Source organism: Caballeronia sp. M23-90, assembly GCF_053574605.1.
In genome coordinates, this window is the sequence record NZ_JBSIPA010000652.1 from 1 (window position 1) to 2,691 (window position 2,691).

The following is a 2,691-nucleotide window of genomic DNA, read 5'->3' on the forward strand; positions in this document are numbered from 1 at the left end:
TTGTTCCGCAACGCCATCGGCGAGGTCGAACCGCTGAACGTGGCGGCGCGCGTACCGTTGCCGCGCGTGCCTCCGTCGCCTTTGCCGCTGCAGACGCGGCTCGACGAAGAAGCCGTGCTGCACGAAGCCCTCTCGGACGAATACGACCCCGAAAGCCTCCTCGATACCGACGATTCCCTCTCCTACTGCCGCCACGGCGTACGCGAGGAAGTCGTGCGCAAGCTCCGGCGCGGCGCCTGGATCGTGCAGGCGCAACTCGATCTGCACGGCATGCGGCGCGAGGAAGCGCGCGAGGCGTTATCGGAATTCATCCGGGAAGCGGTGAAACGTGGCCTGCGATGCTTGCGCGTGATTCATGGCAAAGGCCTTGGATCCGTTGGGCGCGAACCCGTGCTCAAAGGCAAGGTCCGCGCGTGGCTGGTGCAAAAGGAAGAAGTGATCGCGTTCTGTCAGGCGCGTCCTCACGATGGCGGTGCCGGCGCCGTGCTGGTGCTGCTGAAACCGGGCGGGACGCCACATCATCACGGGCACCCGCAAGACCACGATGCCCGCAGCCATCGCGATCCGCGTGAGAGGTCCTGACGGTGCATCCCAGGCTCACGCTGGCAATCTCCATCATGGAGGGGCTCGCGATCTTCGCGTATGCAATCTCGGGGCTGATCGAAGCGAGAAAGCGCCGGCTGGATGCCGTCGGCGCCTTCCTGGTCGCGCTCGCAACGGCATTCGGCGGCGGGACCGTGCGCGACGTCCTGCTTTCGCGCCGGCCGTTCTATTGGGTCGAGCATCAGGATTACGTCATCATCATCTTCGCGCTGGCGCTCACGGCACCGATGGTCCTGCGCCTCACGACCCGCTTGTTCGACCAGCGCGCCTTGCTGGTCGCCGATGCCATCGGCCTGGGTTTGTTCAGCATCTCGGGCACGTCCATCGCGCTCGATGCACAAATGCCTGCGTTCACCGCGGCCTTGATGGGCGTGGTGACAGGCGTTTTTGGCGGCATCATCCGGGACGTGCTGTGCAACGAGGTCCCGCTGATCCTGCGCGACTCCCGGCCTTACGCCGTGTGTGCGTTCGCGGGATGCTGGCTGTATCTCGGACTCGATGCAATGGGCGTCCTGGGCGTCTATAACGTGTTGTTTTCGACAGCGTTCATTCTCGTGGCGCGGCTGGTGACGCTGAAACTGGACGTGCGGCTGCCTCATTAATAGACTGCGAACCGGGCCGTCAGCCGCGCTTAAACCCGGCCGAATGGCCAACGCTCGCCGCCGTTAATTTCCGGCGCCTGTCGATTTGCTACAATCCGACTTCGATTTTCGGCTTACTGACGGCAATGAACACGTCATTGCGTCCCGTCGTTGCGCTAGTCAATAAGTCAACTCCACCCTCAACGGTCGATCGACCCGCAGACTGAAAATGAACATCGAGCAAGCGCGTTTCAACATGATCGAACAGCAGATCCGTCCCTGGGATGTGCTGGACCAGGACGTCCTGAACCTGCTGTCGATCGTCAAGCGTGAAAATTTCGTCCCTGCCGCGTACCGGAACATCGCGTTCGCGGATCTCGAGATTCCGCTGCCGGCCGGCCAGCACATGCTGTTTCCGCGCGTCGAAGCGCGTGTGTTGCAGGAACTGGCTGTGAAAAAGCACGAGATCGTGCTCGAAATCGGCGCAGGCTCGGGCTACATGGCAGCGCTGCTCGGCGCGCGCGGCCGCTCGGTGACGACGGTTGAAATCGAACCCGAACTCGCCAAACTGGCCGAAGACAATCTGGCGGCCAACGGTGTGTCGAATGCGCAAGTTGCAGTCGGCGACGGCGCACGCGGCTGGAACTCGGGCGAGACCTTCGACATCATCTGCGTCTCGGGCGGTTTGCCGGTCATGCCGCAGGAATTCCTCGACCAGTTGAAGATTGGCGGCCGGCTGGCGGCGTTTGTTGGCAGCGCGCCGGTCATGAAGGCGCAGATCATCACGCGCGTGGATGAAAAACAGTTCCGCGTCGCCGATATCTTTGAAACGCTGATCGGGCCGCTCAAGAACGCTGTACAGCCTTCGCGCTTCAAGTTTTAAGTTTTCCCCGGAAATCCGGACTCGTGCGGGGTGAACCGTTCGGGTCCGATGCTTCCAAACGGCAAACTCAGACAGCATACCGGTGAGCAAATCTGCTCGCCGTTGCCTGCTGCTTTCAACGGAATCCCATGCAAAATCTGTCCGCACCCGAACTGGCCGAATGGCTCGCCGATTCATCGCGCCCCGCCCCTGTCCTGCTCGACGTCCGCGAACCGTGGGAACTCGAAACGGCCAAGATGGCCAACATTGTCGCCATCCCGATGCGCGACATCCCTGCCCGCAGCGAAGAACTGGACGACGAAGCGCAGATCGTCTGCATCTGCCACCACGGCGCCCGTAGCGCGCAAGTCGGCATGTTCCTGGAATCGCGTGGCTTCACGCAGGTGTACAACTTGTTTGGCGGTATCGATGCCTGGTCAAAGCAAGTCGATCCGGCCATCCCCACGTATTGATTCGACGCTGTATTCAGTCATCACGGAATCTCCATGCGCCCGATGTTTGCGCTGGCGCTGTCCAGCATCAGCGCCGGGTTAGCGTGCTCACCGGCCATGGCCGTGGGCCTCGATCAGCTCTATGACGAAGCGCTCAACACCGACGCGCAGCTTCAGAGCGCGCGGGCAAGCA

4 protein-coding genes are annotated in these 2,691 nt (G+C 62.1%); all 4 read left to right on the plus strand.

The annotated features are described in order from the left end of the window. On the plus strand, positions 1 to 582 hold a 582-nt coding region (locus ACRXB1_RS34145), incomplete at its 5' end, for a Smr/MutS family protein (RefSeq protein ID WP_449494554.1). 2 nt (positions 583 to 584) lie between these two features. Then, positions 585 to 1,205 (plus strand): trimeric intracellular cation channel family protein, encoded by a 621-nt coding sequence (locus tag ACRXB1_RS34150; protein ID WP_062169516.1) that lies wholly within the window; start codon positions 585 to 587, stop codon positions 1,203 to 1,205. Between the two features lie 208 nt (positions 1,206 to 1,413). Further along, positions 1,414 to 2,067 (plus strand): protein-L-isoaspartate O-methyltransferase family protein, encoded by a 654-nt coding sequence (locus tag ACRXB1_RS34155; protein WP_062169514.1) that lies wholly within the window; start codon positions 1,414 to 1,416, stop codon positions 2,065 to 2,067. Between the two features lie 128 nt (positions 2,068 to 2,195). Continuing rightward, entirely contained in the window at positions 2,196 to 2,519 is a 324-nt protein-coding gene (locus tag ACRXB1_RS34160; protein WP_062169512.1) for a rhodanese-like domain-containing protein, read from the plus strand. Positions 2,520 to 2,691 lie beyond the last annotated feature (172 nt).

What these genes read in the sequence shown, in the direction of transcription:
- ACRXB1_RS34155 (WP_062169514.1), top strand. Translation starts at nt 1,414, where the DNA reads ATGAACATCGAGCAAGCGCGTTTCAACATGATCGAACAGCAGATCCGT.
- ACRXB1_RS34160 (WP_062169512.1), top strand. Translation starts at nt 2,196, where the DNA reads ATGCAAAATCTGTCCGCACCCGAACTGGCCGAATGGCTCGCCGATTCA.